This is a genomic window from Amphritea atlantica, from assembly GCA_024397875.1.
GTDB classification, from domain to species: domain Bacteria; phylum Pseudomonadota; class Gammaproteobacteria; order Pseudomonadales; family Balneatricaceae; genus Amphritea; species Amphritea atlantica_B.
Genome location: CP073344.1, coordinates 3,577,962 through 3,604,953 on the forward strand (window position 1 = coordinate 3,577,962; position 26,992 = coordinate 3,604,953).

At 51.3% G+C, this 26,992-nt stretch carries 25 protein-coding genes; 5 read left to right on the plus strand and 20 right to left on the minus strand.

The features are described from left to right. Nucleotides 1-54: 54 nt before the first annotated feature. From accA to rpsB, 16 genes are all read right to left on the minus strand, one after another. Complete coding sequence (gene accA, locus KDX31_16555) at nucleotides 55-1,008, minus strand: acetyl-CoA carboxylase carboxyl transferase subunit alpha (GenBank protein UTW02922.1); 954 nt, start codon at nucleotides 1,006-1,008, stop codon at nucleotides 55-57. Nucleotides 1,009-1,125: 117 nt separating this feature from the next. Then, complete coding sequence (gene dnaE, locus KDX31_16560; GenBank protein UTW02923.1) at nucleotides 1,126-4,620, minus strand: DNA polymerase III subunit alpha; 3,495 nt, start codon at nucleotides 4,618-4,620, stop codon at nucleotides 1,126-1,128. A 30-nt stretch (nucleotides 4,621-4,650) separates the two neighbouring features. Further along, entirely contained in the window at nucleotides 4,651-5,247 is a 597-nt protein-coding gene (rnhB, locus tag KDX31_16565; GenBank protein UTW02924.1) for a ribonuclease HII, read from the minus strand. Then, nucleotides 5,228-6,400, minus strand: coding sequence for a lipid-A-disaccharide synthase (gene lpxB / locus KDX31_16570; protein UTW02925.1), 1,173 nt, complete (start codon nucleotides 6,398-6,400; stop codon nucleotides 5,228-5,230). Before lpxB ends, rnhB begins: the two co-directional genes overlap by 20 nt. Nucleotides 6,401-6,403: 3 nt before the next feature. Continuing rightward, complete coding sequence (lpxA, locus tag KDX31_16575) at nucleotides 6,404-7,174, minus strand: acyl-ACP--UDP-N-acetylglucosamine O-acyltransferase (GenBank protein ID UTW02926.1); 771 nt, start codon at nucleotides 7,172-7,174, stop codon at nucleotides 6,404-6,406. Between the two features lie 2 nt (nucleotides 7,175-7,176). Next, nucleotides 7,177-7,614, minus strand: coding sequence for a 3-hydroxyacyl-ACP dehydratase FabZ (fabZ, locus tag KDX31_16580; protein ID UTW02927.1), 438 nt, complete (start codon nucleotides 7,612-7,614; stop codon nucleotides 7,177-7,179). Continuing rightward, nucleotides 7,614-8,660 (minus strand): UDP-3-O-(3-hydroxymyristoyl)glucosamine N-acyltransferase, encoded by a 1,047-nt coding sequence (lpxD, locus tag KDX31_16585; GenBank protein UTW02928.1) that lies wholly within the window; start codon nucleotides 8,658-8,660, stop codon nucleotides 7,614-7,616. Before lpxD ends, fabZ begins: the two co-directional genes overlap by 1 nt. A gap of 7 nt (nucleotides 8,661-8,667) precedes the next feature. Further along, nucleotides 8,668-9,159, minus strand: coding sequence for an OmpH family outer membrane protein (locus KDX31_16590; protein ID UTW02929.1), 492 nt, complete (start codon nucleotides 9,157-9,159; stop codon nucleotides 8,668-8,670). Between the two features lie 10 nt (nucleotides 9,160-9,169). After that, nucleotides 9,170-11,473 carry an outer membrane protein assembly factor BamA gene (bamA, locus tag KDX31_16595; GenBank protein UTW02930.1) on the minus strand — a complete coding sequence of 768 codons (2,304 nt, stop codon included), beginning with the start codon at nucleotides 11,471-11,473 and terminating at the stop codon, nucleotides 9,170-9,172. A gap of 29 nt (nucleotides 11,474-11,502) precedes the next feature. Next, on the minus strand, nucleotides 11,503-12,855 hold the full coding sequence (gene rseP / locus KDX31_16600; protein UTW02931.1) for a sigma E protease regulator RseP: 1,353 nt from the start codon (nucleotides 12,853-12,855) through the stop codon (nucleotides 11,503-11,505). Between the two features lie 12 nt (nucleotides 12,856-12,867). Next, nucleotides 12,868-13,680, minus strand: coding sequence for a phosphatidate cytidylyltransferase (locus KDX31_16605; GenBank protein UTW02932.1), 813 nt, complete (start codon nucleotides 13,678-13,680; stop codon nucleotides 12,868-12,870). Continuing rightward, nucleotides 13,673-14,434 (minus strand): di-trans,poly-cis-decaprenylcistransferase, encoded by a 762-nt coding sequence (gene uppS, locus KDX31_16610; protein UTW02933.1) that lies wholly within the window; start codon nucleotides 14,432-14,434, stop codon nucleotides 13,673-13,675. The genes KDX31_16605 and uppS overlap by 8 nt, the downstream gene beginning before the upstream one ends. A 46-nt stretch (nucleotides 14,435-14,480) precedes the next feature. Continuing rightward, complete coding sequence (gene frr / locus KDX31_16615; protein ID UTW02934.1) at nucleotides 14,481-15,038, minus strand: ribosome recycling factor; 558 nt, start codon at nucleotides 15,036-15,038, stop codon at nucleotides 14,481-14,483. Then, nucleotides 15,028-15,786, minus strand: a complete 759-nt coding sequence (gene pyrH, locus KDX31_16620; GenBank protein UTW02935.1) for a UMP kinase — start codon at nucleotides 15,784-15,786, stop codon at nucleotides 15,028-15,030. Before pyrH ends, frr begins: the two co-directional genes overlap by 11 nt. A gap of 98 nt (nucleotides 15,787-15,884) precedes the next feature. Continuing rightward, on the minus strand, nucleotides 15,885-16,745 hold the full coding sequence (locus KDX31_16625) for an elongation factor Ts (protein UTW02936.1): 861 nt from the start codon (nucleotides 16,743-16,745) through the stop codon (nucleotides 15,885-15,887). 109 nt (nucleotides 16,746-16,854) lie between these two features. Beyond that, nucleotides 16,855-17,592 (minus strand): 30S ribosomal protein S2, encoded by a 738-nt coding sequence (rpsB, locus tag KDX31_16630; GenBank protein ID UTW02937.1) that lies wholly within the window; start codon nucleotides 17,590-17,592, stop codon nucleotides 16,855-16,857. 292 nt (nucleotides 17,593-17,884) lie between these two features. Here rpsB and map point away from each other — a divergent pair, with 292 nt between their 5' ends. Genes map through KDX31_16645 form a run of 3 tightly spaced genes read left to right on the plus strand, consistent with a single transcriptional unit; the run spans nucleotide 17,885 to nucleotide 21,702 of the window. Beyond that, nucleotides 17,885-18,655: a type I methionyl aminopeptidase gene (gene map / locus KDX31_16635; protein ID UTW02938.1), complete on the plus strand. Its 771-nt coding sequence runs from the start codon at nucleotides 17,885-17,887 to the stop codon at nucleotides 18,653-18,655. 23 nt (nucleotides 18,656-18,678) lie between these two features. Next, nucleotides 18,679-21,369 carry a [protein-PII] uridylyltransferase gene (locus KDX31_16640; GenBank protein ID UTW02939.1) on the plus strand — a complete coding sequence of 897 codons (2,691 nt, stop codon included), beginning with the start codon at nucleotides 18,679-18,681 and terminating at the stop codon, nucleotides 21,367-21,369. Between the two features lie 33 nt (nucleotides 21,370-21,402). Then, nucleotides 21,403-21,702, plus strand: coding sequence for a DUF1244 domain-containing protein (locus tag KDX31_16645; GenBank protein ID UTW02940.1), 300 nt, complete (start codon nucleotides 21,403-21,405; stop codon nucleotides 21,700-21,702). A 75-nt stretch (nucleotides 21,703-21,777) separates the two neighbouring features. On the opposite strand, the gene KDX31_16650 is transcribed toward KDX31_16645, so the two are convergent. Both KDX31_16650 and KDX31_16655 read right to left on the minus strand, forming a co-directional pair. Continuing rightward, nucleotides 21,778-22,278 (minus strand): LPP20 family lipoprotein, encoded by a 501-nt coding sequence (locus KDX31_16650; GenBank protein UTW02941.1) that lies wholly within the window; start codon nucleotides 22,276-22,278, stop codon nucleotides 21,778-21,780. Beyond that, entirely contained in the window at nucleotides 22,275-22,976 is a 702-nt protein-coding gene (locus tag KDX31_16655; protein UTW02942.1) for a hypothetical protein, read from the minus strand. The genes KDX31_16650 and KDX31_16655 overlap by 4 nt, the downstream gene beginning before the upstream one ends. Nucleotides 22,977-23,104: 128 nt before the next feature. On the opposite strand from KDX31_16655, the gene KDX31_16660 reads away from it, so the two are divergent. Next, entirely contained in the window at nucleotides 23,105-24,325 is a 1,221-nt protein-coding gene (locus tag KDX31_16660; protein ID UTW02943.1) for a flagellar assembly protein T N-terminal domain-containing protein, read from the plus strand. 154 nt (nucleotides 24,326-24,479) lie between these two features. Here the strand turns inward: KDX31_16660 and KDX31_16665 are convergent, their stop codons facing one another. Continuing rightward, nucleotides 24,480-24,761 carry a hypothetical protein gene (locus tag KDX31_16665; GenBank protein ID UTW02944.1) on the minus strand — a complete coding sequence of 94 codons (282 nt, stop codon included), beginning with the start codon at nucleotides 24,759-24,761 and terminating at the stop codon, nucleotides 24,480-24,482. Nucleotides 24,762-25,179: 418 nt separating this feature from the next. Here KDX31_16665 and KDX31_16670 point away from each other — a divergent pair, with 418 nt between their 5' ends. After that, on the plus strand, nucleotides 25,180-25,509 hold the full coding sequence (locus tag KDX31_16670; protein UTW05433.1) for a phosphotyrosine protein phosphatase: 330 nt from the start codon (nucleotides 25,180-25,182) through the stop codon (nucleotides 25,507-25,509). Between the two features lie 81 nt (nucleotides 25,510-25,590). On the opposite strand, the gene ltrA is transcribed toward KDX31_16670, so the two are convergent. Beyond that, complete coding sequence (gene ltrA, locus KDX31_16675; GenBank protein UTW05434.1) at nucleotides 25,591-26,904, minus strand: group II intron reverse transcriptase/maturase; 1,314 nt, start codon at nucleotides 26,902-26,904, stop codon at nucleotides 25,591-25,593. Between the last annotated feature and the right edge of the window lie 88 nt (nucleotides 26,905-26,992).

Below are 26,992 nucleotides of genomic sequence, written 5' to 3' on the forward strand. Positions count from 1 at the left end.
TATCACTCAAGTGACAGGCAAAAAAAACCGCCGGTATATCCGACGGTTGCTGTGTTACTGGCTAATGCCGTAGGACATAAGGCGCTGGTAGCGTCGCTCCAGCAACCCTTCCTGTTCAATCTCGGAGAGTCGTCCCAGCGTCTCTAACAGGTGTTTCTTCAGGTTTGCAGCCATCAGAGCGTGATCCCGGTGAGCACCTCCCAGCGGTTCATCTACAATCTGATCCACCAGCCCAAGCGCATGCAAACGATCAGAGGTCAGTCCCATTGCCCGGGCTGCATCCGGCGCACGATCTGCACTCTTCCACAGAATAGAGGCACAACCTTCCGGAGAGATCACCGAATAGGTTGAGTATTGCAGCATCATCAGCTCATCACAGACACCGATCGCCAGGGCGCCCCCGGAGCCGCCCTCACCCACCACCGTGGCAATGATCGGAGTTTTCAGGCGGGACATCGCAGCCAGGTTAAAGGCAATCGCTTCAGACTGCCCGCGTTCCTCTGCATCAATCCCCGGATAAGCTCCCGGCGTATCGATAAAGGTGAGGATCGGCATCTTAAAACGCTCGGCCATCTCCATCAGACGCAACGCTTTACGATAACCCTCGGGACGCGGCATACCAAAGTTGCGGCGAACTTTTTCTTTAACTTCTCGGCCTTTCTGATGACCAATAACCATCACCGGACGGCCTTCGAGACGGGCAATCCCCCCCACCAGCGCACGGTCATCGGCGAAATGGCGGTCACCATGAATCTCTTCAAACTCGTCAAAAATCAGTTTTACATAATCCAGGGTATAGGGACGCTGTGGATGACGGGCGATCTGGGAGATCTGCCACTCACTCAGATCACTGAACAGTGATTTGGTCAGTGTACGGCTCTTAGCCTGCAGCTTTGAGATCTCTTCCTCAATGTTCAGCTCATTGTCATCACCAACCAGACGCAGCTCTTCAATTTTGGCTTCCAGGTCTGCAATTGGCTGTTCAAAATCCAGATAATTGGGATTCATGTATTGATATTCCGTAAGTTTGCTTCGTTCCGGCCGGGACACAGTAGCAACAGAGATCAGCCGACGATAAAAAATTGGGCTAATTCTACCCTGTGTGAGGATTAAGAACCACCCTGATCAATAGCGAATTCTGACCGCATCTCCGCCAAACTGATCTTTCAGCTTGAGCAACAGCTCATCGGTCGGTTTCACCTGCCATCCCTCTCCGAGACAGAGCGTGGCGGAGGCATTATCACTGCGGTAACGCAGGGCCACCGGCATATTAACATCACCTTTATGCACCTGAAGCAGCTCACCAAACGACTTCAGAGGCCGCTCTTTTAGCTGGCCGCTGCCGCAGTCGATCTCTATATGACGACCATACCGGGCGCGACACTGGGTAATATCGACCACTTTATTGCCCCGCACTTTCAGTTTATCGGTGCCGGAATAACTATCGATAGAGATCTCACCTTCGATCAGCAATATCGAATCCTTATTCAGCATGGTGCGATATTCATCATATGCTTCACCAAAGAGTGAAACCTCAATTCTTGAGGTCCGGTCATCGAGGGTGACGAAACAGAGCGAATCCCCTTTCTTGGTTTTCTTAACCCGCACATCCACCACCAGCCCAAGCATTTTCTGCTGCTGGCCTCGCTGAGGCATCAGCTCAACCAGCCTGCGGCTGATAAAGTTAGGCAACTCAGCTTCATACTCATCTATCGGATGCCCTGTAACATACAGACCCAGAGTATCTTTCTCGCCCTGTAATCGCTCTTTATCGGTCCATTTGCGCAGTTTTATATACTCCGCATAGGGATCGCGGGGCTGCTCAGCTTCGACATCGCCAAACAGATCGAACATTCCGGCGCTCTGATTTCGCTCAGACTGGTCTGCCGCCTTCAGTGCTTCGCTGATGGACGCCCACAACTGGGCGCGATCCGGCCCCACATGATCCAGCGCGCCGGAACGCACCAGCGCCTCGAGCACCCGTTTATTGAGTTTTTTACTGCCCACTCGCTTACAGAAATCAAATATATCCTTGAAATGACCGCCTTCATTCCGGGCTTCGACAATCGCCTCAATCGGGCCTTCGCCCACGCCTTTGATCGCCCCCAGACCGTATACAATCTCACCCTTATCATTCACGGTGAACATGTACTCGCCCCAGTTAACATCCGGCAGCACCAGCGGCAGTTTCATGGTGCGACACTCTTCGATAAAGATCACCACCTTATCGGTGTTCTGCATATCGGAGGAGAGTACCGCCGCCATAAACGGTGCCGGGTAATGCGCTTTCAACCAGGCGGTCTGATAGGACACCAGCGCATAGGCGGCAGAGTGCGATTTGTTAAAACCATAACCGGCAAATTTTTCTACCAGGTCAAAGATGTTACCCGCCAGATCGGGATCGATACCATTTGCGGCGGAGCCTTCCATAAATAAGCTACGCTGCTTCGCCATCTCTTCGGGCTTTTTCTTACCCATCGCCCGACGCAGCATATCGGCTCCACCAAGGGTGTAGCCCGCCATCACCTGGGCGATCTGCATAACCTGTTCCTGATACAGGATGATGCCGTAGGTGGGTTCCAGAACCGGCTGCAGACTGTCGAGCTGATAGTCAGCATGGGGATAGGCGAGCTCTGCCTGACCATGCTTACGCAAAATGAAGTCGTCCACCATGCCCGACTGCAGCGGTCCGGGGCGGAACAATGCCACCAGCGCGACAATATCTTCAAAACGGTCGGGTTTAAGACGACGAACCAGGTCTTTCATACCACTGGATTCAAGCTGGAATACCGCTGTGGTTTCAGCCGACTGCAGCAGATTAAAGGTCGCCCGGTCCTCCAGATCAATCAATGCGATATCCAGAGGTTCCTCACCGTTGCGGGCCCGAATCCGGTCGATCGTTTTCACCGCCCAGTCAACGATTGTCAGGGTCCGCAGCCCCAGGAAGTCGAACTTAACCAGTCCGGCTTCCTCGACATCACTCTTATCGAACTGCGTTACCAGACCGTGACCAAACTCATCACAGTAAGTTGCCGAAAAATCGGTGAGTTTGGTCGGTGCAATTACCACGCCACCGGCATGTTTACCGACGTTACGGGTGAGCCCCTCCAGCTTGAGGGCCATCTCCATAATCTCCTGGGCCTCTTCGCTGGAATCGACGAACTCCTTCATCAGCGGCTCTTCTGCCATCGCCCGGGAGAGGGTGATACCCACCTCAAAAGGGATCAGCTTAGAGAGTCTGTCCGCCAGACCAAACGCTTTACCCTGCACCCGGGCAACATCGCGCACCACTGCTTTTGCGGCCATGGTACCGAAAGTCACGATCTGAGAAACCGCATCCCGACCGTAGGTCTCTGCCACATAGTCGATAACCCGGTCCCGGTTATCCATACAGAAGTCGATATCGAAGTCAGGCATCGATACCCGCTCGGGGTTCAGGAAGCGTTCGAACAGCAGATCATATTCCAGCGGATCAAGGTCGGTAATCTTCTGCGCATAGGCGACCAGGGAACCCGCACCCGAGCCCCGACCAGGCCCCACCGGCACACCGTTATCCTTACCCCACTGAATAAAGTCCATTACGATCAGGAAGTAACCGGGAAAACCCATCTGGGTAATGATATCCAGCTCGAATCGCAACCGCTCTTCGTAAGGCCTGCGCTTCTCTGCGTAATCCGGGTCATCCTTGTCCAGCAGAATCGCCAGACGCTCTTCCAAACCCTTCCAGGAGACATCGGCGAAAAACTGATCCATGGTCATCCCTTCCGGGATAGGATATTTCGGCAGGTAGTAGGTTCCCAGATCGAGCTCAACATTACACCGTTTAGCAATCTCTACGGTATTTTCGACTGCTGAAGGAATATCACTGAATAATTCGATCATCTCTTCGGGCGTACGCAGATACTGCTGTTCGGTATAATTTTTCGGCCGGTGAGGGTCTTCAAGGGTACGCCCCTGGTTGATACAAACCCGCACCTCATGGGCTTCAAAGTCCTCCGGCTTAAGAAACATCACCTCATTGGTGGCAACCAGGGGGCAGCCGGTTTCATGCGCTAACTGAACCGACGCATGAACGCAGCTTTCATCACCCGGACGCCCGGTGCGCTGAATCTCAAGATAAAAACGCTCAGGAAATATTTTTTGCCACTGCTCCAGCACCGCACGGGCAGAATCGTTGTCCGCCAGCGCCCGACCGATTTCACCGTCTTTTGCACCGGACAGTGCAATCAGCCCCTCTGAGCGCTCTGCGATCCATCGCTTTTGCAGCAGCGCCCTTTCTGGCTGGATATTCTGCCCCTTCTCATAAGCCAGCGAAATCAGCTCCATCAGATTGCGATAACCCTTCTCATTCATTGAGAGCAGCGTCATGCGATGCGGTGTCGCTTCCGGATCAGTATCATTTTCGATCCAGATATCTGCGCCGAAAATCGGCTTAATTCCCGCCCCGGTTGTCGCTTTAAAGAACTTAATCAGGGCGAACAGATTTACCTGATCGGTAATGGCGATAGCAGGGATCTGCTGGTCTTTAGCAACATTAACCAGCTCTTTAATGCGCACCAGTCCATCAACCAGTGAAAACTCTGTATGCAAACGAAGATGTACAAATGCCGGATCAGTCATTTCAGCTCGTGTATTCAGTTCAATAGGTGATTAAAGCAGCAGTTCCGCTACGGGTCTGAAGCTGCGCCGGTGTTCCGGCAATGGCCCCAGCAGGCGCAACCGTTCCATATGCAGTGCGGTCGGATACCCTTTATGGCGGGCGAAGCCATAATCCGGGTAACGAAGGTCCAGTTCTGCCATCTCACGGTCCCGGTAGACCTTTGCCAGAATGGATGCAGCACTGATCGCAGGTTCCTTGAGGTCGCCTTTAACAATGGCTTCCGCCGGACAGGGCAGTCCAGGAGGACAACGATTACCATCTATCAATGCAAACTGAGGTACGACACTCAGCTGACTGACAGCCCTTTGCATCGCCAGCATGGTAGCATGGAGAATATTCAGTTCGTCAATTTCCTGCGGAGATGCCCAGGCAATTGACCAGGCGAGCGCCCTCTCCTGGATCAGGGGAAACAGCTGCTCACGCTTCTTTTCGCTGAGTTTCTTAGAGTCGGTCAGTCCGGCGACCGGATTAGCCGGATTCAGTATCACCGCCGCGGCCACAACATTACCGATTAACGGACCACGCCCCACCTCATCAACACCGGCGATCAGTCGTCCGGCAGAAAAATCAAACCCCAGTGTTTCCACTCAGCCTCCCGCGGGATTGTAGCAACCGGACAATTGCATCGACCGCCTTTCTACTGGCATCCTGCCGTAACTGAAGGTGGATCTGATAAAAACGCTGTTTCAATACGCTCTGCTCATCACTATCGATCAGCGCCTGCTCAATAGCGGGGCCGAGTATCTCGGGACGCACATCATTCTGCAGTATTTCCGGCACCAGAGGGGCATCCGCCAGAAGGTTAGGCAGCGAAATATACTGACTGCTAACCAAGCGGGAAAGAATCATATAGGTGACAGGAGCCATCCGATACGCCACTACCATCGGTTTTTTCAGCAGCAATGCTTCCAGCGTCGCAGTCCCCGAAGCGATCAGCACGGCATCCGCAGCAGTCAGAACCTCCCTGGAGCGCTTAAGCACCAGCTTGACTGGCAGATCACTGTAGTGGAGGTCTATAAGAGCCCTTAAATAATCGAAGCGCTCCTGATTGGCCGCCGGCATCACAAAGACAAGGTCAGTATTACGTTTCAGCAACCAGCGTGCCGTGTCAAGAAAAGGCTCAGCCAGATACTTCAGCTCACCGCCACGACTTCCGGGCATCAGCGCGACGATCTTTTGATCATAAGGCAGGTTAAGATCAGCCCTGGCAGCCGCCTGGTCCGGCTCGACAGGAATCATATTCGCCAAAGGGTGTCCGACAAACTCAACCGGCATCGCATGGCGCTGATAAAACTTAGCTTCAAACGGAAACAGTGTCAGCATCAGGTCGGTCGTTTTGAGAATTTTGAAAACCCGCTTACTGCGCCATGCCCAGACAGAGGGGCTGACGTAATGTACCGTCGGGATACCCGCAAGGCGCAGCTTACCTTCAAGGTTCAGGGTAAAGTCCGGAGCGTCGATACCGATAAAAAGATCAGGACGCTGCTCAGTAAAGTGCGACACCAACGATCTGCGGATCCCCAGCAGCTCGCGTAAGCGGCCAAGCACCTCGACCAGCCCCATCACCGACAGACGCTCCATCGGATAGAGGCTGTGACAGCCTTCCGCCTGCATCAGCTCACCTCCGATACCCTCTATCTCGATATCAGGAAAACGTTGTTTAAGCTCCGCCAACAGTCCGGCACCCAGAATATCTCCTGATGCCTCACCCGCTACGATACCAATGCGCAGGGTACTCATACCCTAACGAATGATGCCCCGGCTGGAAGCCTTGAGTGAGTCAGACAGCAACTGGAGCTCCGGTGTTTCATTCACAAGAGGCTCAAGCTGAGAGATCGCCTCATCAAGTTTCAGCCCCTGACGGTAGATAATCTTATAGGCACGTTTGACATTCTGGATAGCTGCCGCAGAGAAACCACGCCGCCTCAGGCCTTCGGCGTTAATGCCATGAGGCTGAGCACTGTTACCGTTCGACATAACGAAGGCAGGAATATCCTTAAGCACTACACTGCCGGCTCCACACATGCTGTGGGAACCGATCAGACAAAACTGATGAACGGCCGTAAAACCACCCAGAATAATAAAATCTCCCAGCTGAACATGTCCGGCCAGGGCACAGTTATTGGCCAGAATATTGTTATCGCCAACGATACAATCATGAGCAACGTGAACATTCGCCATAAACAGATTATGACTGCCGATTATGGTGATACTGTTATCCTGAATCGTGCCCCGGTGAACAGTACAACCTTCACGGAAAACGTTACTGTCTCCGATCTGCAGCTCGGTGGGTTCGCCGTTATACTTCTTATCCTGACAATCTTCGCCAATACTGGAGAACTGATAAATATGGTTATTTGAACCGATTTTGGTCGGCCCCTTGATAACGACGTGAGAATGAATTTTTGTCCCGGGACCGACCTCTACCTCGGGGCCGATAATGGTCCAGGGACCCACCTCAACATCATCAGCCAGGCGGGCGGACGGGTCTATAATGGCGCTGGAGTGGATCAATTTTAAACCTTTCTGTCTGCACAAAGAATAGTTGCTGAGCTTGCCAGCTCTCCGTCAACTGTAGCACGAACATCAAATTTCCAGATACCCCGTTTTTCAGAAACAATCTGTGCTTCTAATTGCAGGCGATCTCCCGGCACTACCGGACGCTTAAAGCGCAGTTTATCAGACCCTACAAAATAATAGATTGACCCATCCTGAGGTGTCTTATCCATGGTTTTAAAACCCAGAATACCCGCCGCTTGCGCCATCGCCTCCTGAATTAATACCCCCGGCATCACCGGATAATCCGGAAAATGACCATTAAAGAACGGCTCATTAACAGTCACGTTCTTATAAGCAACGATTGACTCTCCCGGAATCAATTCCACAACCCGATCGACCAACAGGAAAGGGTAACGGTGTGGTAAATATTTGCGGATCTCTTTTACATCCATCATTAAGGCTGACCTTCCGTATTCTGCTGCTTTACAGTTTTTTCTAAATGTTTAATTCGGCGAGACATCTCATCCAGATGACGAAACCTCACCGCATTACGCTTCCATTGCTGATGCGGTTCCATGACCGTTCCGGACGAGAAAACTCCCGGCTGCAATATAGATTTACTGACCATTGTCATCGCCGTGATATGAGTACCATCAGCGATCGTCAGATGCCCGGCAATTCCGACACCGCCAGCGATAGTACAATTTTTTCCTATCCGTGTGCTACCAGCGATAGCGCTACAGGCGACGATTGCCGTATTATCACCAATATTGACGTTATGGCCGATCTGTATCTGGTTATCCAGTATGACGCCATCGCCGATAACCGTATCATCCAGCGCCCCACGGTCGATGGTCGTTCCTGCGCCAACCTCGACCCGATCACCAATTCTGACACTTCCAAGCTGATGGATTTTCAACCAGCGGCCACCATCGTCAGCAAAACCAAAGCCATCTGCACCGATGACTGCACCACTGTGGATAAAGCATGACGCTCCCACCCGGACACGATTATACAGCGTCACATTAGCCGCAATGCGGGTATTTTCACCGACCACACATCCGCAACCAATAACACTGTTAGCGCCGATCGTTACACCCGCGCCGATGCTGACATCATCACCGATCACGGCATTCGCCCCGATGGTTACATTCTCCCCGAGCTGCGCCGAGGCACTGATATCAGCGGCAGGACTGATTGAACTCACACCAGCATCCTGCTGCTCACAAAACAACGCGGTGGCCCTGGCATAAGCAATGTAGGGATCTGCAACAACCAGCGCAACAGACGCAACAGCATCACGATGCTCTGCCCTGACCAGGATCGCTCCGGCTCTGGAAGCGGACAACTGTTGCTGGTAACGGGCATTATGTAAAAATGACAACTGCGTTTCAGTAGCCGACTGCAGCGTGCCTATCCCTTCGATAGGTCGATCGGAAACAACAGCTTCAGCCCCCAGCAGGCTTGCCAGTTCTGACACGGTAAAAGTAGGGGTGGTCATCAGGCGGTTACTGCTTATCCAACAGTTCAACAACCCTGGCGGTGATATCCAGCTCAGGCTTTACATAGATGGTCGCCTGCTTGTTCACCACCATATCATAGCCTTCTGAGTCGATCAGGCTGCGGATAACAGCATCCAGCTTAGGCTGCATCTGTTTCAGGAATTCATCTTCACGCTGACGCTGCTTCTGCTGCAACTCCTGCCCCAGACGCTGATATTCACCAAAAGCTTTCTGGAACTGTACTCGTTGCTGGTCCTGCACCTCATTAGACTGAGTACCCTGACCTTTTTTAATCGCTTCCTGAATCTTTTTCGCCTGAGCTTCAAGGTCGGCCAACTGTTTCTGCTCACCACTCAGCTCTGCCTTGAGCTTTTCACGGAACGCACCAGCTGCTTTACTGGTCAGGAGAGCCTGCTGCACACTGAGCGTAGCGACTTTTTCGGCCATAGCATTGAAGCTGAACAACAGCCCCACAATAATAATCAGTGATCGAAACATAGTGTTCTCCTTAGAAAGTTCGTCCAAGAGCAAATTCGAAGAATCGCTCATCATCGGTATCTTCAGCGTTTAGCGCCCTGGATAGCGCAATTGAGATCGGTCCGATCGGCGTCAGCCAGCTGAAACCGAAGCCGACAGAGTAACGCAACTCATCAAACTTAATACCGCTGTCACAGCTGTTATTAGTAGGACACTCTGTCAGAAAAACGTTACCGGCATCGGCGAACAGGAGAGTCCGCATTGAGCTGGAGTCTTTAACAAAGGGCACCGGAAAGATAACTTCAGCACTCATATCAATGGCAACATCACCACCGTAGGGATCAGTTTCAGAGTCACGCGGACCCAGCGAGTTGGACTCAAATCCACGCACCGAACTCAGACCACCGCTGTAATAGTTCTTAAAGAACGGGTAAGCGTTATCGCCTAATTTACCGGCAAACGCCAACCGCCCTCTCAAAGAACCAATCAACCCCTCCTTATCTTCGGACAGAGGGAAATAGATCCGCCCTTTGTACTGCTCCTTATGATAGGACAGATCACTGCCAGGAATTCCTATCTCAACTGAAGCACTCTGCGAATACCCTTCGGTTGGGAAAATCTTCCGATTCAGATGGTTATCACTCCAGCTCAGCTGAACATTGAAAATATTAAAGCTATCGCCTTCAACCGCTATATAATCTAATACTTCGTCTGAGGCATCATTAGAAGGCTTAACCTTGATCCCTTCGTAATTCAGACCAAAATTAAGCCGCTGATAATCATCCATGGGATAACCAAAGTTAACGCCCGCACCCAGAGTATCGGTGGAGTAGTTACTGACGTTTTCCTCATCATAGTTAGTTTCACGAGAGAATATATTGTAGCCTCGGCTAACCCCATCTACGGTATAGTAGGGCTCAACATAGCTGAATTTGTATTCAGTAATGGTATCACTCTGCGTGATACCAAAGCCGACACTGTTACCGGAACCCAGAAAATTTTCCTGCTCGACACTCAGGTTAAGAATTGCACCGCTGGTCTGAGAAAAGCCGACACTGGCAGAGAAGTTACCCGTATTGTCTTCGATAACACTGTATTCAAGGTCCACCTGATCATCGGTACCCGGTACCGGGGCGGTTTCCACATTCACATCTTTAAAATAACCGGTCTGAGCAATACGCTGCTTGGAGCGTTCAATGTCAGCGGACGAAACAAGACCACCTTCCATTTGTGATATTGAGCGTCTGGCTACCACATCGGCTGTCTTAGTATTGCCTTTTACCGAGACACGCCGCACATAGGTCAGCTTACCCGGAGCAATAAAGAATTGCAGGTTAACGGTATTATCATCGTTAATCTTAGGCACCGGACTGACATTGGCAAACAGGTAACCCTTATCCCCCAGCTTGCGAATCAGCGCATCCTGTGACCCAGTCATCTCCCGGCGTGAAAAAGTAGCCCCTTGTGCGACAGTAATGACACTCAACAGCTCCTGCTCATCCACCACCAGATCCCCGGCAATAGCCACACTGCCAACGGTGAACTTGTCACCCTCGGTAACGCTTATAGTAATGTAAACATGCTTCTTATCGGGGGAGAGTGAAACCTGGGATGAATCAATCGTAAAATTAATATAGCCGCGATCAAGATAATAGGAACGCAGTCGCTCCAGATCACCCGCCAGTTTCTCTCTGGCATACTTGTCAGAATCACTGAAGAAGTCCCAGAAACCCGGAAGTTTGAGAGAGAACTCCTCTTTCAGCTCTTCATCACCGAACACGGTATTACCGACAATATTGACATGCTGGATGGTAGCAACCTTACCTTCCTTAATATCGATATTCAGTGCAACCCGGTTTTCCGACAACGGCTCTACCTCCGCTTCGATGGCAGCGCCATAGCGCCCCTGACCTGCATACAGACGCAACAGATCCTGACGAATTTTTTCCAGCGTGGCGCGTTTAAAAACATCACCTTCACGCAAGCCGCTTTGCTTCAGCCCCGCCAGTAGAGCCTCATCTTCAAGCACCTTATTGCCGTCGAGGCGGATCAGGCTCACAGCCGGACGTTCCTGAACCCTGACAATCAGCACATTACCATCACGGTCAATGCGGATGTCATCAAAATAGCCGGTGCGGAACACCCTGCGGGTTGCCTCAGCGATGTCGCCCTGGCCAACACTCTGACCCGAGTCGATATCAAGGTTTCGTAGCACCAGGCCAGGTTCCACCCGTTGCAGCCCTTCCAGGCGCACATCTTCCACCGTAAATGATTGTGCACCAACAACCGCTGAAAACAGTGCCAGGGAAAAGAGAAGTCCGATTCTGATCTTCATGAACTGATTCTTATATTGAGATAGAAAATTTAAAGTCGCATTAGATCATTAAAAATAGCGACGCCCATAAGCGAAAACAAAACTGCCATTCCGATTCTTAAGCCAACCATCTGTACCTTTTCAGATACCGGCCGTCCCCTCAGCAGCTCTACTGCATAATACAGTAGATGGCCGCCATCCAGCATGGGAATCGGTAACAGATTGAGAATACCGAGACTGATACTCAGATATGCCAGAAATCCGGCAAACGCTTCAATACCCGAAGCCGCTGAAGCGCCTGCCACTTTAGCAATGGTTATCGGCCCACTCAAGTTTTTTACTGACAACACGCCTTCGAACATTTTCCAGATCGAATCAAGGATCAGGCTGATCATCTGCCAGGTTTTTGCAAACGCCCCGCCAATTGATTCAAAAACACCGTAGCGTACATGACGTAACATCTCCGGAGGCCATTCAACCGGTTCAACGCCCGCCCCGACATATCCGATCACACCGCCCTCTTCAGCTTTTTCTGCCGGGATCACGGTTAAAAACAACTGCTGACTATTGCGCTGTACCTCTAGCTGAAGCGGCCGTCCCGGACTCTGGCGAATCGTTTCTACCAGTTGACCCCACTCCGCCACCGGCTGCTGATCTATCGCGATCACCCGGTCGCCGACCAACAGCCCCGCTTGAGCCGCCGCTCCGCCATCCACAACCTGCCCTATCACCGCAGGATAAACCGGCCGAAACGGCTGAATACCGAGTGCCGTCATAGGGCTTTCTGCTTCAGGATCAAAGTGCCAGCCTGACAGATTCAACTGATAGTCACTTTGCTGACCGCTGAACGCCGGTCGCACTGTCACTGGAACAACTGCCGACTCACCGATATAGGTTGCCATCGCCAGGTTAACATCTTCCCAGGAAGGTGTTTCCCGTCCAGCTACCGAGAGTATTTCATAACCCGGTTGCAGTCCGGATTGCTCCGCAATACTGCCTGCTGAGATACTGCCAATCACCGGCACCGCTTTTTCGACACCCGACACCAGCATCACCCAGTAAACCAATACAGCAAACAGGAGATTCACCACAGGCCCGGCCGCAACAATCGCAATCCGCTGCAATACGGGTTTACGGTTAAATGCCTGATTGATTAATCCAGGCTCGACGCTGCCCTCCCGCTCATCAAGCATCGAAACATAACCACCCAGAGGAATCATGGCGATAACATATTCAGTATCAAGCCGGTCGCGCCAGCGCACCAGCGGCTTACCAAAACCTACAGAGAAACGTAAAACTTTGACACCACAGCGCCGGGCCACCCAGAAGTGACCATACTCATGGATCGTTACCAGAATCCCCAGGGTAACGATCAGTGCTAATACAGTATTTATAATTTCCATCGTTCCTCAGAGTCAGCTAATCGCTAACAGCTGCACACCCACAACAAACACCGGAGCGGCGGCTGTAATGCTGTCTATGCGATCGAGAACTCCACCATGACCGGGAAGCAGTCGACTACTATCTTTAATGCCACGATGACGCTTGAGCATACTTTCAAACAGGTCACCGAGCACCGAAGCAAGCCCGGCAATCATCGCCATCAGCAACAAATAGACTCCACTAAACAGATCAAGTTCAAGATAGAAAATAAAACAGAGTGAGATAACCGCACAGGAGGCAAGCCCTCCCCACAACCCGGCACGGGTTTTCCCCGGACTGACATTTGCAGCCAGCTTAGCACGTCCCCAGGTTTTACCCGCGAAATATGCACCGATATCAGCCCCCCAGACCAGTAACAACAGCATCAGTAACAGCACCCCTCCTTTAGGGAGGTGATGCAGGCTTACCAGCGCCATCCAGCTGGAGGTCAGCACCAGAATACCGATCAGCGCCCGCTGCCAGCCTCTTTGCCACCCCCCTACCGAGGGATAACGCACAACCCAGAACGCAGCCAGCCCCCAGAATGCGACGGCCACCAGAAGAAACCCTCCAAACGCGGCGTCCGGAGAGTAGTAGTTAAGTGCAGCAATCAGGGCGGCAATCAGGGAGGTATATGCAAAACGGACTGCTGAAGCACTCAGAGTGGACAGATTAGCCCACTCCCAGGCACCAAACAGGACGATTGCGGCGACAAACAGTTTAAACACTTCAAAACTGGAGAGGAAAAGCCCCGCCAAAACCAACGGAGCTAACAGGACAGCGGTCCAGACCCTCTCTTTAAGCATTATCAGCCTCTATCTGTTCACTGGTTTTACCAAAACGGCGCTCACGGGTGGCATAGCTCTGAATCGCAGCGCCCAGCGCGTATTTATCAAAATCAGGCCACAACAGGTCACTGAAAAAATACTCGCTATAGGCCATCTGCCAGATCAGAAAGTTACTGATTCGCTGCTCACCGGCGGTACGGATACACAGATCCGGCGACGGCAGGTCACTCAGACACACCATCGACCCTAGCAGTTCCTCATCCAGCTGATCCGGGGTATATAGCCCTTCCAGGCATCCCTGAGCAAAGCGTTTAGCCGCCTGAACGATATCCCACTGACCACCATAGTTAGCCGCTACATTGACTATCAGCCCGGTATTAGCAGCCGTGAGCGTCTCGGCCTTATCGATTTTTTTCTGTAATGAACTGCTAAAGCGACTCTTATCACCGATAACACGCAAACGAATATTGTGTTTGTGTAGCTTTTTCACCTCACGGTCCAGCGCCAGCGCAAACAACTCCATCAGCCCTTTAACCTCAAGGGCCGGCCGTTGCCAGTTTTCGCTACTGAAAGCAAACAGTGTCAGTACTTCCACGCCCAGTTCTGCACATCCCTGCACCACACTGCGAACACTGTCGACACCCGCCCGGTGACCCGCAAGACTGCCCTTGCCATTTTTTTTCGCCCACCGGTTATTACCATCCATAATAATCGCAATATGACGCGGTACAGATTTTCCCGCAGGCAAGCTGAGCTGTAATTTTTCAGACATATCAGACGCCGGCACCCAGAGTGAACACGTTACCGGCTATTCCCTATTAAATTTCCATCAGATCCGCTTCTTTATCCTGAAGCAACTGATCAACTTCAGCAATAAACTTATCCGTCAGCTTCTGAATCTGATCTTCACCGCGACGCGCGTCGTCCTCGGTAATTTCCTTCTCTTTCAGCAGGTCCTTGATATCACCATTGGCATCCCGACGAACATTACGGATAGAAACACGACCGTTTTCGGCTTCCTGACGTGCCTGACGGATATACCCTTTACGGGTTTCTTCGGTCAGGGCAGGCATAGGCACACGAATCACTGCACCCGCTGTCGAGGGGTTCAGCCCCAGGTCAGACTTCATAATCGCCTTTTCAATATCAGGGACAAGATTGGACTCCCATGGCGATATCGACAGGGTACGACCATCCTCTACACTGATATTTGCCACCTGACTCAGCGGCACAGCAGAACCGTAATAGTTCACATGTACGGTTTCCAGAATACTCGGATGAGCCCGGCCGGTACGAATCTTTCTCAGGTTCGTCGCCAGAGCTTCCAGACTTTTACCCATGCGTTCCTGGGCATCCTGAGCGATCTCATTCAGCATATATATCTCCTACCGCCTCATTATTATCAATGACGGTTCCTTCGTCGCTACCAACAATCAGGTTGGCAAGCGCACCTGGTTTGTTCATATTGAAAACCCGGACCGGCATATCATGGTCCCGGGCCAGACAGATTGCAGTCAGATCCATAACGCCCAGCTGCTTATCCAGCGCCTCATCAAATGTCAGATGCTGGTAGCGCTTGGCAGAAGGGTCTTTCATTGGATCTGCGGTATACACACCATCAACTTTGGTGGCTTTTATTACTACATCAGCATCGATCTCGATACCCCGCAGACACGCGGCTGAGTCAGTAGTAAAAAACGGGTTACCGGTACCCGCTGAAAAAATCACAACGTCACCCTGGCTCAGGTAACGGACCGCATTACGGCGATCATAATCGTCGACCACTCCGCGCATCGGTATAGCAGACATGACCCGGGTTGCAATATTACAACGTTCCAGGGCATCACGCATCGCCAAAGCATTCATAACCGTTGCCAGCATGCCCATATGATCACCGGTTACCCGGTCAAGGCCGGCTGCGCTAAGGGCAGCACCACGGAACAGGTTACCACCACCAATAACCATACCGACCTGAACACCTATACCCACCAGTTGACCAATTTCCAGCGCCATCCGGTTCAACACCTTGGGATCGATGCCGAAATTTGCTTCACCCATCAGGGCTTCGCCACTTAACTTGAGAAGTATACGTTTATATTTGGAATGCTTATTTGAGGCAGGCATTGGTATCGTCTCCACCCGGACTGAGTTCGCACCAGTGTAACAAGAAAGAAATAGATTGCGCACCCAGAACAGGCGCGCAATCTGCGCAGGATCAGTTATTAACCTTTCAACTGCTCAGCAACTTCAGCAGCGAAGTCTTTGTGTTCGACCTCGATACCTTCACCTACTTCAATGCGGATAAATGATGCAACAGACGCGCCTGCATCTTTAACCAGCTGACCCACTTTAACATCTGGGTTTTTAACGAATGGCTGCTCAACCAGGCTGTTTTCAGCCAGGAACTTGTTGATACGACCAACAACCATTTTTTCTGCGATCTCTGCAGGCTTGCTAGCCATATCAGGCTGCGCCAGAATGATCTCTTTCTCTTTCGCAACAACATCAGCAGGCATGTCATCTTTGCTAACCACCTGAGGGTTAACAGCAGTTACATGCATAGCGATATCTTTAGCCAGCTCAGCGTCACCGCCGTTCAGAGCAACAATGGCTGCCAGAGTACCCGTACCGTGGACATACGCAGAAACCGTTTCGCCTTCAACGATCAATACACGACGAACACTGATATTCTCACCGATCTTCTGTACCAGAGCATCACGAACGTCAGTCAGCTCACCAGCCATCAGCGCTGCAACATCAGTCTGCTTTTCAGCAAATGCTTTTTCCAGCACGGTGTTAGCAAAAGTAGTGAAGTTAGCATCACGAGCAGCAAAGTCAGTTTCAGAGTTCACTTCAACTGCAACAGCACAGCTGTTGTCGTCAGCGACTTTAACTACAACGATACCTTCAGCAGCAGTACGACCCGCTTTCTTAGCGGCTTTCATACCAGACGCTTTACGCAGCTCTTCGATCGCCTTATCCACATCGCCTTCAGCAGCAGCCAGCGCTTTCTTACACTCCATCATACCCAGACCGGTACGATCGCGCAGTTCTTTTACCTGCTTAGCGGAGAAGTTTGCCATTTGGTTTTACCCCATTAACAATCTATTGATTCAAATTCAAAAAAAGGGGAGCAACTCAGCTCCCCTCCCGCGTGTCTGAATATTTTATCCAAACCGCTTGACAGTCTGATTACTCAGCAGCAGCGTCGTCTTCAACTTCAACGAATTCGCTCTTGTCACCAGCATTAACATCAGCGCCTTCAGTGCAGGCATCAGCTACGGCTTTAACGTAGATCTGAATTGCACGCAGTGCGTCATCGTTACCTGGGATAACGTAGTCAACACCGTCAGGGTTGCTGTTAGTATCAACGATACCAATTACAGGGATACCCAGCTTGTTTGCTTCGTTGATAGCGATACGCTCGTGATCAACATCAACAACAAACAGTGCGTCAGGCAGACCGCCCATATCCTTGATACCACCGATAGACAGTTCCAGCTTTTCCATCTCACGCTGACGCATCAGAGCTTCTTTCTTGGTCAGCTGTGCGAAAGTACCATCCTGGCTCTGCGCTTCCAGATCACGGAAACGACGGATAGACTGACGAATAGTCTTGTAGTTAGTCAGCATACCACCCAACCAGCGGTGGTTAACGTACGGCATATTCGCACGAGATGCTTCTTCTTTGATGGTCTTGCTGGCAGCACGCTTAGTACCAACGAACAGGATCTTGTTCTTGTTGACAGCCATGCCTTTAACAACATCCAGCGCACCGTTCAGTGCTGGCAGGGTGTGTTCCAGATTGATGATATGAATCTTGTTACGAGCACCGAAAATGTACTTACCCATTTTCGGATTCCAGTAACGGGTCTGGTGACCGAAGTGAACACCTGCTTTCAGCAGGTCACGCATTGTAACTTTTGCCATTATATTTTCCTAAGTATAGGGTTAGACGTCCATGCACCCCACCTCCCAACCGCAAGCGGCACCCAAGGAGATGTGTCGGTAACATGTGTGGATTTATGAAACCGGTGTTTTTAAAACCTATAAGGATTCAGAAACACAAATTTCGAGCGCGATTTTATACCATAAACGCGCCTTGTTTTGAAGTATGAATTACAATCTATTTATTCGCAGTGTTTTGTTCTTAGCCGCTAAATTCGCTACAATCGGCTAATATCTTCTTACGCCCCAAAGGCTTACAAATTTAAGGGTTTATATGAGCATCACTATCAAAACGCCGGAAGAGATCGAAAAAATGCGCGTCGCTGGACGCCTGGCGGCAGAAGTCCTGGAAATGATCGCCCCCTTCGTCAAGCCCGGCGTAACCACAGAAGAGCTCAACACCATCTGTCATGACTATATCGTCAATGAACAGAACGCCATTCCAGCTCCGCTCAACTACCATGGCTTTCCTAAATCGATCTGCACATCGGTCAACCATGTTGTCTGTCATGGCATTCCGAATGACAAGCCACTTAAGAACGGCGACATTATCAATATCGATATCACCGTAATCAAAGATGACTACCACGGCGATACCAGCCAGATGTTCTATGTCGGTAACGTCCCTCCCCATGCCCAACGCTTGTGTGAAATCACTCAGGAATGCCTCTATAAAGGGATGGCCCTGGTAAAACCCGGCGCCCGCCTCGGCGACATAGGACACGTTATCCAGCAACACGCTGAAGCCAATCATTATTCGGTGGTACGCGAATACTGTGGCCACGGCATCGGTATCGGCTTTCACGAAGACCCTCAGGTCGTGCATTACGGTAAACCAGGCACCGGTGTCGAATTACAGGAGGGCATGTGCTTTACCATCGAACCGATGATCAATGCCGGTAAGCGACACGTTAAGTTGCTGAAGCGCGATGGCTGGACAGTAGAAACTGTCGATAAACGCCTCTCGGCTCAATGGGAACATACTATTCTGGTAACGGCCGATGGCTATGAAACACTGACCAGACGCAAGGATGAAACATTCTAATCTACCGCTGACGGGGGCAATCCATGTCGCACACTGCTTTTGCTGCTGATGAAACGCTCTTTTCAGTCAGTGACTTTACCGCCGCGCTTGCGGAATCGAAATCACCGATACCCGTATTTAAAAACACCCTGAAAGCAGCACAGGACACCATGGATGCCCGCTTCCGGGATGGCGAAGATATTCGTAAGCTGATCTACGGCCGGGCCTGGCTGATCGATCAGTTGCTGTTACAAGCCTGGAACCTATTTGACTGGCCTGAGAAAAAACATATCTGCCTGATGGCTGTCGGTGGATATGGCCGGGGCGAACTCCACCCCCGGTCCGATGTGGACATTCTGATTCTGCTGGACAACATCAGCGACAGCGAAGTCCAGGATAGTATCAGCCGCTTTCTCACCCTGCTGTGGGATATCAATCTGGATATCGGCTCCAGCGTCCGCACCCTTGATGAGTGCTATGACGAAGCTCAAAACGATATCACCATCGCCACTAACCTGATCGAATCGCGTCCATTGGTAGGCAATGCCGATCTGCATATTCAGATGTACCTGCGGGTAACCTCGGAAGGCGCATGGACCGATAAAGAGTTTTTCCTCGCCAAGGTCAATGAACAGAACAGTCGCCACGACAAAACCAACGACACCGAGTACAACCTCGAACCAAACCTGAAAAACTCCCCTGGGGGACTGCGGGATCTTCAGACGATCGGCTGGGTGGCAAAGCGCCACTTCGGTGCCACCTATATCCGCGACCTGGTCGATCACGGCTTTCTCACCGAGCTCGAACTGGACACACTGAACAAAGGTGAGCTCTACCTCTGGACGGTACGCTACGCCCTCCATATGCTCTGCCAGCGCCGGGAAGACCGGCTATTGTTCGATCACCAACGCAGCCTGGCCGACCTGTTCGGCTATACCGATCAGAACGGGGCGCTGGCCGTTGAACAGTTCATGAGCAAGTACTACCGGGTCGCCAAGGCGATGTCCGAGTTCAATGGCATGCTGTTGCAGTATTTCGACGAGGTCATTCTGCGCCACGAAGAGGAGCAGGTTATCGAACCGCTGAATAACCGCTTCAACCTGCACAACGGTTTTATCCGGGTCGCCTACGAATCCGTGTTTGAACACCATCCGTTTGCGATGCTGGAGATGTTTGTACTGCTGGCGCAAAACCCTGAAATCAAAGGTGTGCGGGCTTCCACCATCCGCCTGATCAGAAACAACCGGCACCGGATCGACGACGAATTCCGCAACGACATTCGTAATACATCCCTGTTTATGGAGCTGCTCAAACAGGAAAACGGGGTTTCAACCGAACTGAAACGGATGAACCGGTTCGGCATTCTCGGCCTCTACCTACCCGAATTTGGCGATATTGTCGGACAGATGCAGCACGACCTGTTCCATATCTACACCGTCGATGCACACACCCTGAAAGTGATACAGAAAGTCCGCAAGTTCCGGCATAAGAATCAGCGGGAAAAGTTCCCGATCGCCTACCGCATTATCAATCAGCTGCCCAAGCTGGAACTGATCTACATTGCCGGACTGTATCACGATATCGCTAAGGGACGCGGCGGCGATCACTCAGAACTGGGCGCCGAAGATGCGATAGCGTTCTGCCTGCGCCACCACCTGGGCAAATGGGACACGCACCTGGTGCAGTGGCTGGTACGCAACCACCTGCTGATGTCAATGACCGCACAGCGCAAAGACATCTCTGATCCGGATGTAATCCTGCATTTTGCCAAGCAGGTCAGGGATATCGTCCATCTGGATTATCTCTATATTCTGACGGTCGCGGACATTAACGCGACCAACCACAGCCTCTGGAACAGCTGGCGGGCAACCCTGATGCGTCAGCTGTATACGGAAACCAAACGCGCCTTGCGCCGCGGACTGGAAAACCCGGTAAATAAAGATGACAGGGTCGAGCAGATTCAGAACGAAGCACTGGCGATTATGCAACGCAAAGGTTTCAACGAGCTGGAGGTGAGGGAGTTCTGGAATCTCCTTGGCGATGATTACTTCCTGCGAGAACAACCACAGCATATCGCCTGGCAAACCCAGGCAATACTCGAGCACGGGGATTCCGATCAGCCGCTGGTGATGATCCGCAAAACCTCTTACCGGGCATTCGAAGGGGCCACCGAGATATTTATCTATATGCCCGACCTGCCAAGTCTGTTTGCCGCAGCCGCCTCTGCACTGGATCAGCTCAACCTGAACATCCAGGACGCACGGATCATGGTGGCCGACAATAATCAGGCCCTGAACACCTATACTGTGCTATCAGAGGACAGCATGCCGCTGCCGGATGATGAAGCGTTTCTGGAACAGATCCGCAACCATCTGGTTGAAGAGCTTGATGACCCGGATGACTTCCCGGCCATTATTCAGCGGCGCATTCCCCGACAGATGAAGCTGTTCGCTTACCCGACACAGGTCAATATGAGTACCGATCCGGTAACCCAACTGACCACCCTGGAGATCATTACGCCCGACCGACCCGGACTACTGGCACGACTGGGCGGCATCTTTGTTGATTTTGGCATCTCGGTGCGCAAGGCAAAGATCGCCAGTATCGGTGAGCGGGTAGAAGACTTTTTCTTCATCAGTGACGATCAGGGTCAGCCTATCAGCGACCCGGATATCTGCATGCAATTACAACAAACCATTTGTCAGCAACTTGATGAGTACAGTAAGTCAGCCTGATGACCGGCAGACAACCTGACACAGGAATCAATTATGGATACACAGACACAGACCGAACTTGAAGCCGCCGCTTTTCGCCGCCTGGTAAAACATCTGGATGAGCGAAAAGATGTCCAGAATATCGACCTGATGATTCTGGCGGGATTCTGCCGTAACTGCCTGTCAAAGTGGTATAAAGCGGCGGCCGACGAACGGGGCATTGAACTGAGCTATGAGGAGGCTTGTGAACAGGTCTACGGCATGCCCTACTCAGAGTGGAAAGAAAAACACCAGAAGAAAGCCACCCCGGAACAGCTGGCGGCTTATGAGGCGACCCAGAAACCGAAGCAGTAAACCGCACCGACCCGGACATAAAAAAACACAGGACACGCCTGTGTTTTTTTATCTCTAACTTAATAGGTCTCGTTACTATTGGTTACTGGCTTGCCAGGCCCGCTGCACCTGATTCAGATCGATCTCAAGAATTGTAGCGTAAACATCCGTCTGTACCGGATAGCTCTTCACCACCCGGGCGCCCCGGACGATTCCAGCCACAGCCCCCTGAAACTGATTGTTCTTCAACACCATATCCTGCACCGAGGTAGTCCCCGCAAGGTATTGTCCATGAACCAGCACCGTCAGCTCCCGGTAAGCATCCAGCTTTGAGGCTTTCATCGCCATCAGCACCTTATGCTGCTGAGTCTGCCCTTCCTGCAGACTGATCGGCGCATACCCGGTGACCTGAACCCAGTTGGGTTGTATCGGTGTGTCATCGACACTGGGCGGCAGATCCGGCAGCGCTGAAACAATGTCTTTAGTCGATTCAACAAAGGTTTCACAGCCACCCAGCGAGATAACCAGCAACGTCGCCAGAACGCCCCGGGTCAGGTTTCTCAACCCGATTTTTGTCCGCTGGAATCGCGCCTTCATTGGTTACTCTCCGACGTCGTTTGACGTGTTCCATTCTCAATGATCATGCCGTCATCCATCGCTTTAATCGGGTCATACCCCGGCAACGCGCCTTCCAGGCGAACCGCAGGAATATTGGTTTGCGATGCCGCCAGAATCTGACGACTGGTGGTATCCAGCACCCGGGCATTGATAATGATGCCATCCGGATGCTGACTATAGGTTCCTGTCAGCACAAAATGGATACGATAGCGGTAGCGTATTCCGGAAAGATTGTCAGCGGACAGGGGGTCTTTAACCGTAGTATTCAGACTCACCGCACGAAAATCGACCAGGTTATAGCCATGCTGCTGTAACTGAAAGATGAAGTTCTCACTGAGCCGCTCACCGGTCGGTGTTCCGGAAGCTTTACTGCCAAGTTGAACAAAAGGCAGGATAGCGATTGGCAGCCGTTTAACACGGTTTTCCGTCAGCCCCACATTCAGCTGAACCGCCATCTGAGCCACCGCTTCGCTCAGCGGATCGGCGCCGGAAGGCTGATCACCAACGACCCTGACCTCATGCCTGGTCAGCTCACGTCGCGCCTCAAGATTGGCAGTTTCCGCTTCGCGCAGCTGCGCCAGCGCCTGTGGATCAACACTCTGCACCGTCACAGGAACCGGCTCGTTCAGCGCACACCCGGCCAGCAGAAGCGGCCAAAGCAGTAAAGAATATCTCATCGACACCCGACACCCAGAATTAAATATCCGTTTAAACTAACATAAATCAGGTACTTAAACAGTCCCCGCCGTATTGCAACAGATCAATATTTTGCATACCTTAGTGTCTTATCGGTCAGCCAGAAAGTATGTTTAGCCCTATGATTCGTATCGCCGCAGCATTATTGTTCAGCCTTTTCAGCCTGTCACTGCACGCCGTTACGATGGAAGCAGAGGGGCGCGCACTGATATTCGACAAGGATATAGACTCTGCACGCCAGGCCGCGATCAAAAACGCCACCCAGCAAGCCTCGCTGCAGGCCAGCGCGATTGTCAGCAGTACCCAGAGCATGAATCAGGGCGTACTGAGCATCGACAATATGCAGGTTAGCACCCTCGGTATGGTAAGCAACATTGAGATTCTGGATGAGAATATTCAGGGCCGGATGCTCTGGGTTAAAGTCCGGGCAGATATCGATTTTGAAGAGGGCTGCGCTGCGGGGGTCTCGGGACATGGATACCAGAAATCGGTCGCAGTGGTCGCTTTTCCGCTACTTTACCCGCAACAGGCCAATCTGGGATCTCTCAGCAACATTCAGACAGAGCTGAGTAACATTCTCAGCAATCAGATCAACCAGATCAGCAATCTGAGGGCGCTTAACGCTGGCATGCTGAATGTCCATGAAACCGCTGCCAACGCCCCCACACGCCAGCTCAGTGCCGGCGCACTGACCACTGTACTGGACCATACCCGACAGCTGGATGTGCAATATATCGTCTCCGGCGTCATCCGTGATATCAGCCTGTACGATTCCTCCGTCATCGATCCACAGCGCAATATTCTGGTAGACCTCTATAACCGACTCGATTACCGCAGCAAACGTCACCTGCGCACCCTGGTGCTGGATCTCTATATCCACGATGGTTTTTCCGGTGCCCTGCTATTCAGCAGACAGTACGCGACCGCCGGCCGCTGGAATCTGGAACCCGAAGCCAGACCGGGCTTTGCCAGTGCCGAATTCTGGCGTCTGGACTATGGTAAGCAAACCCGTGAACTGCTGAACCAGATAGCGGCCGATCTCAATGATGAACTGCGGTGCATGCCCTTCTCGGCCCGCATAACCAAAAGTGAAGATAACCTGCTCTGGTTCAATGCCGGCGCGCTGGCAGGCATCAAAGCCGGCGACAAACTCACGGTGTATCGGAAGTCGAACTTTTTCACCGACGATATGCGCAGCCATGTACAGCTGACCAACACCCGCAAAACCCTCACTGTGACAGAAGTGCAACCGATGTTCGCTATCGGTCGGCTGGCAGAGGACGGCGCTATCTTCAACATACAGCCGGACGATGTCGTGATCTCTTGGTGAGATCACGACACAGAACGCCGCTGCGCGGCTCGCTAGACGCGACTGCGTCGCTTGCTAGGAGCTAGACGGAAACTTCGTTTCCTTGCTAGAAAAAATTAAAGAGAACTACTTAACTCTCATTTTCATGTCTGCTTTGTGCCAATAGCGGACATGCTCACCAGTGATTGATACGACGTGGTAAAGCTTTTCTTAATCCTTCAAGAACTTTGCTCCAACCAATGCGTTTTTTCCAAAGTTTGTCGTTTACCCAAACGTTGTAGCAATCAACACGGTTACTGCGATATAGTTCAATTCGATGGGTAACTGGAGTACCCGTATCGTAGTCTGTAATTTTGATTAACCTGCGTAGCTCGGGTAACTCAGGCGGATATTCAGGATGAATACCATTGATCCTTTTTTCCTCTCTGACAGCCCTTGCCTTTGCATATTTAGTCACATATTCCTGATACTTACGGCTTCTGCGATACATCTTTTACCCGTCCCTAGATATAAATGTACCTTACAAGGTAGCAGAGCTTGCAAGCTTTAGAACCTTGCATGGGCGCAATAATAAATTGTTAGAGGCCTTCAAGACCTGTATTTAATCTCACCGTGTTATCGCGGCTGTTGAACCCGATAATTGATGAGGATTCACAATGGACAACAACCGAAATAAGGCGTGGAGACAAGCAAAAAAGAATAGTAAGGAAGCAAAAGAAGACTTTATAGATAAACGAATTTCACCTGAGAAGAACTGGAAGCTCATGTACATTCGCTCGGAGAAATTGAAACGAGCCGAGCGGCTTGGGATTGACTATCCACCCAAAACACTGAGACAAAAATTGGATGATGAGATGCCTCTTGAAAGTGCTGAGATGAAGAATATCCTATTTATCTGTAGTCGTAATCAATGGCGAAGTCCCACAGCGGAGAATGTCTGGAGGAAACATCCCAGTTTAAACGTTAGATCTGCGGGTACGAGCCCACGAGCAAAGAAAACTGTAAATGCTAAAGATATACAGTGGGCGGACGTAATTTTTGTGATGGAAGAAAAACATAAAAATCGTCTAAAAGCAGAATTTACGAGACTACTCAACCATAAGGACATTCAGGTATTAGATGTCCCAGATGAGTATCAATATATGGATGCAGAGCTCGTAGATATTATGCAACAAGCTGTTAGTAGTTACTTGGACTTAAACTGAATAATGCCTCTAATCGGGTAGCCGAGGGTCTCTAACCCTCAGCCCCCACAACACCCTGCATGCGGGTCCGCACAGGGCGTTTCATTTGCCATAGTGAAGCTTGATCCATCCATCACGTAACTCATACAACCCCTGAGATTTTAAATAGGCATTGGATAATGCCTGATTTATCCCCGGTGTTTTTGAACTGCGCCATGGGCCTTTGCTGGTAATGCCACACGCAACTGCTGCCTGAACTCGAACGCCCAGCCTCATCAGGTTTCTGACTTTGGTGCGTGGTTTTCGCCACTGTCGCCAGTAAGCCATTCTGACTCTGCGCCGTATCCAGTGATCCAGGTCGACACAGAGTTGATAGCAATTGGCGATGCCAAAGTAATTGATCCAGCCGCGTATAAATTGACTGGTCTTGAAGAGTTGGTATCGCATCGATACACCCCAGTTACGGTTCGTTAATCGTCGAACCTGCTGCTTGAACTTGTGCAGCGTTTTCGCATGCCATTGAATGCGACCTTTCTGGAACGTAAATCCCAGAAACTTGCTATCACTGGTTTTAACGACGTGGCTCTTGGTCGAGTTAACGACCAGCTTTAAACGGTTTTGCAGGTATTGGCTGATACTGCGCAATACGCGTTCACCCGCTCGCTGACTCTTTACCAGAATGGTAAAGTCATCGGCGTAACGAGCAAACTTGTGACCGCGTTTCTCCAATTCTTTGTCTAGCGGGTCGAGCATGATATTCGCCAGTAGTGGCGATAAGGGGCCACCCTGTGGAACACCTTCTCGGCTTTCCCTAAACAACTGGTTATCGATAACCCCAGCTCGAAGGTAGAGCTTGATCAACTTGAGCAAACGCTTGTCCCTGATCTTACGACCCAGGAGCGTCATCAACAGGTCATGATTCACCCGGTCAAAGAACTTAGAGAGATCAACATCCACCGCGATGCGGTGTCCCTCCTTGATGATGCCTTGTACCTGTTTAACCGCTTGTTGCCCATTTCGGCCCGGACGGAAACCATAGCTATGGTTTGAGAACTCCGGGTCGAAAATGGGCGTGAGGACTTGGGCGATGGCTTGCTGGATCACACGGTCTGTGATGGTTGGGATACCCAGTTGGCGTTTACCGCCATCCGGTTTATCTATCTCAACCCGTCTGACCGGTGAGGGGCGATAGCGTCCTGTTTCCAGTTCATTTACCACCCGTTTCCATTCGCCTGATTTCGCCCATGCGGGGAATTCATCAATGGTCATCCCATCCACTCCCGCAGCCCCCTTATTGGCTCGAACTCGCTTCCATGCAGCCTGCAGATTATCTCTTTGCAGTACCTGTTCGAATAGATCATGGCTAAAGGCTGGCTTCTTGACACGACGCTGAGTTACGTCACTGCCGGTCGGCATTCGTGTGTTCAAGTGTGACAAGGCTCCTCCTTTATACAAATGTTCAGGCCTTCACCCTATCCCAGCCATTACGCTGGGCGTTTGGCTA

Coding starts and splice junctions, on each gene's coding strand:
- KDX31_16660 (UTW02943.1), top strand. CDS start 23,105: ATGTTTAGCCCTATGATTCGTATCGCCGCAGCATTATTGTTCAGCCTT.
- pyrH (UTW02935.1), bottom strand. CDS start 15,786: ATGCCTGCCTCAAATAAGCATTCCAAATATAAACGTATACTTCTCAAG.
- accA (UTW02922.1), bottom strand. CDS start 1,008: ATGAATCCCAATTATCTGGATTTTGAACAGCCAATTGCAGACCTGGAA.
- KDX31_16645 (UTW02940.1), top strand. CDS start 21,403: ATGGATACACAGACACAGACCGAACTTGAAGCCGCCGCTTTTCGCCGC.
- bamA (UTW02930.1), bottom strand. CDS start 11,473: ATGAAGATCAGAATCGGACTTCTCTTTTCCCTGGCACTGTTTTCAGCG.
- rseP (UTW02931.1), bottom strand. CDS start 12,855: ATGGAAATTATAAATACTGTATTAGCACTGATCGTTACCCTGGGGATT.
- frr (UTW02934.1), bottom strand. CDS start 15,038: ATGCTGAATGAGATCGCTCAGGATGCCCAGGAACGCATGGGTAAAAGT.
- lpxD (UTW02928.1), bottom strand. CDS start 8,660: ATGACCACCCCTACTTTTACCGTGTCAGAACTGGCAAGCCTGCTGGGG.
- map (UTW02938.1), top strand. CDS start 17,885: ATGAGCATCACTATCAAAACGCCGGAAGAGATCGAAAAAATGCGCGTC.
- lpxB (UTW02925.1), bottom strand. CDS start 6,400: ATGAGTACCCTGCGCATTGGTATCGTAGCGGGTGAGGCATCAGGAGAT.
- KDX31_16650 (UTW02941.1), bottom strand. CDS start 22,278: ATGAAGGCGCGATTCCAGCGGACAAAAATCGGGTTGAGAAACCTGACC.
- KDX31_16640 (UTW02939.1), top strand. CDS start 18,679: ATGTCGCACACTGCTTTTGCTGCTGATGAAACGCTCTTTTCAGTCAGT.
- dnaE (UTW02923.1), bottom strand. CDS start 4,620: ATGACTGATCCGGCATTTGTACATCTTCGTTTGCATACAGAGTTTTCA.
- fabZ (UTW02927.1), bottom strand. CDS start 7,614: ATGATGGATGTAAAAGAGATCCGCAAATATTTACCACACCGTTACCCT.
- KDX31_16625 (UTW02936.1), bottom strand. CDS start 16,745: ATGGCAAACTTCTCCGCTAAGCAGGTAAAAGAACTGCGCGATCGTACC.
- KDX31_16670 (UTW05433.1), top strand. CDS start 25,180: ATGAAGAATATCCTATTTATCTGTAGTCGTAATCAATGGCGAAGTCCC.
- KDX31_16605 (UTW02932.1), bottom strand. CDS start 13,680: ATGCTTAAAGAGAGGGTCTGGACCGCTGTCCTGTTAGCTCCGTTGGTT.
- KDX31_16590 (UTW02929.1), bottom strand. CDS start 9,159: ATGTTTCGATCACTGATTATTATTGTGGGGCTGTTGTTCAGCTTCAAT.
- rpsB (UTW02937.1), bottom strand. CDS start 17,592: ATGGCAAAAGTTACAATGCGTGACCTGCTGAAAGCAGGTGTTCACTTC.
- KDX31_16655 (UTW02942.1), bottom strand. CDS start 22,976: ATGAGATATTCTTTACTGCTTTGGCCGCTTCTGCTGGCCGGGTGTGCG.
- ltrA (UTW05434.1), bottom strand. CDS start 26,904: ATGCCGACCGGCAGTGACGTAACTCAGCGTCGTGTCAAGAAGCCAGCC.
- uppS (UTW02933.1), bottom strand. CDS start 14,434: ATGTCTGAAAAATTACAGCTCAGCTTGCCTGCGGGAAAATCTGTACCG.